Source organism: Acinetobacter sp. UBA991, assembly GCF_002292065.1.
In the GTDB taxonomy this organism is placed as follows: Bacteria; Pseudomonadota; Gammaproteobacteria; order Pseudomonadales; family Moraxellaceae; genus Acinetobacter; species Acinetobacter higginsii.
In genome coordinates this window covers 1-1,834 of the sequence record NZ_DBBF01000043.1, presented here as the reverse complement: position 1 = coordinate 1,834, position 1,834 = coordinate 1, and the positions used below count along the sequence as shown (strand labels likewise).

Here is a 1,834-nt window from a genome sequence, read left to right as displayed (position 1 = left end):
AGCGTTAAGCAAGGTTTAGGTATTGCAATTGTTTCTACAAGCAAAGGCATCATGACTGATCGCGCTGCACGTGCTGCGGGCGTTGGTGGTGAAGTTATTGCTTTTGTTTCTTAATAGGTGATTCCTCATGTCTCGTGTGGCTAAAGCCCCAGTAACTGTACCTAATGGTGTAACAGTTACTCAGAACGGCCGGCAGGTCGAAGTGAAAGGCAGCAAAGGTACATTGTCTTTCAACCTGCATGCGCTGGTCGAGCTAAAACAGGAAGAAGGTAAACTTCAACTTGCTCCAGCTAAAGAGTCGAAAGACGCTTGGATGCAGGCTGGTACTGCTCGCGCTGTATTGAACAACCTTGTAAAAGGTGTTAGCGAAGGCTTCGAACGTAAGTTACAGCTTGTTGGTGTTGGTTATAAAGCTGCGGTTAAGGGTACTTCTGTAAACCTTAACCTTGGTTACTCACACCCGATTGACTACGCTTTACCTGAAGGTGTAACAGCGGAAACTCCAACTGCGACTGAAATCATTTTGAAGTCAGCAAACAAGCAGTTGTTAGGTCAAGTGGCAGCGGAAATCCGTGCATACCGTTCTCCTGAACCATATAAAGGTAAAGGTGTTCGTTATTCGGATGAAGTTATTCTTCGTAAAGAAGCTAAGAAGAAATAAGGCGCGAGGTTCTTATGAACGAAAAGAAACAAACCCGTTTGCGTCGTGCGAAAAGCACACGCTTGCACATTCGTGCATTGGGTGCGACTCGTTTGTGTGTAAACCGCACGCCGCGTCACATCTATGCGCAAGTTATTTCAGCAGATGGTGGAAAAGTTTTAGCGCAAGCTTCAACTTTAGATGCATCTTTACGTAGCGGTACTACAGGTAATGTAGATGCAGCTACGAAAGTTGGTGCTTTGATCGCAGAACGTGCTAAAGCAGCTGGTGTTACCAAAGTTGCATTTGACCGTTCTGGTTTTAAATATCATGGTCGTATCAAAGCCTTGGCTGATGCTGCTCGTGAAGGCGGCTTGGAGTTCTAATCATGGCGAAAGTTGAACAAAACGAAGGTCTCGTTGAAAAGCTGGTTGCCGTTGATCGTGTAGCCAAGGTTGTTAAAGGTGGTCGTATCTTCTCTTTCACAGCATTAACTGTTGTGGGCGATGGTAATGGTCGTGTAGGTTTTGGTCGTGGTAAAGCACGTGAAGTTCCAGCTGCTATTTCTAAAGCACTTGAAGCTGCTCGTCGTAACATGATTACTGTAGACCTTGCGGGCACTACTTTACAACACCCTGTGAATGCTCGTCATGGCGCAAGCCGTGTATACATGCAACCTGCTTCAGAAGGTACTGGCGTAATTGCTGGTGGCGCTATGCGTGCTGTTCTTGAAGCTGCAGGTGTACATAACGTACTTGCTAAATGTTATGGTTCTACAAATGCTGCTAACGTAGTAAACGCAACTTTCAAAGGTTTGCGTGATATGACTTCTCCTGAGAAAGTCGCTGCGAAACGTGGTCTTTCAGTAGAACAAATTCAAGGGTAATCAATCATGAAAACGATTAAAGTTACCCAGACTAAATCTTCTTCGCATCGTTTAAAAAATCATAAACTTTGCCTTAAAGGTTTAGGTCTGCGTCGTATTGGTCATACTGTAGAAGTGCAAGATACGCCTTCTAACCGTGGTATGGTCAACAAAGTTTACTATATGGTTAGTGTAGAGGAATAAGCCATGACTCTGCGTTTAAATGAACTTGCACCTGCAGAAGGTGCTAAGCGTGATAACCGTCGTTTAGGCCGTGGTATCGGTTCTGGCGTTGGTAAGACTGGTGGCCGTGGTGTCAAAGGTCAAAA

The 1,834-nt window shown here is 45.1% G+C and carries 5 protein-coding genes and 1 pseudogene; all 6 read left to right on the top strand.

All coding sequences use genetic code 11. The features are described from left to right. Positions 1-114, top strand: a 114-nt coding sequence (gene rpsH / locus B2727_RS18250) for a 30S ribosomal protein S8 (protein ID WP_291350178.1), incomplete at its 5' end; no start/stop codon positions are given. A gap of 13 nt (positions 115-127) precedes the next feature. Continuing rightward, on the top strand, positions 128-661 hold the full coding sequence (gene rplF / locus B2727_RS18245; protein ID WP_004804118.1) for a 50S ribosomal protein L6: 534 nt from the start codon (positions 128-130) through the stop codon (positions 659-661). Between the two features lie 14 nt (positions 662-675). Then, entirely contained in the window at positions 676-1,026 is a 351-nt protein-coding gene (gene rplR, locus B2727_RS18240; protein WP_004775881.1) for a 50S ribosomal protein L18, read from the top strand. Between the two features lie 2 nt (positions 1,027-1,028). Then, a complete protein-coding gene (gene rpsE / locus B2727_RS18235) occupies positions 1,029-1,526 on the top strand; it encodes a 30S ribosomal protein S5 (RefSeq protein ID WP_004657688.1) in 498 nt (165 codons plus the stop codon). Positions 1,527-1,532: 6 nt separating this feature from the next. Beyond that, positions 1,533-1,709 (top strand): 50S ribosomal protein L30, encoded by a 177-nt coding sequence (gene rpmD / locus B2727_RS18230; protein WP_004804119.1) that lies wholly within the window; start codon positions 1,533-1,535, stop codon positions 1,707-1,709. Between the two features lie 3 nt (positions 1,710-1,712). Next, positions 1,713-1,834: pseudogene (rplO, locus tag B2727_RS18225) on the top strand (50S ribosomal protein L15); the annotation flags it as partial.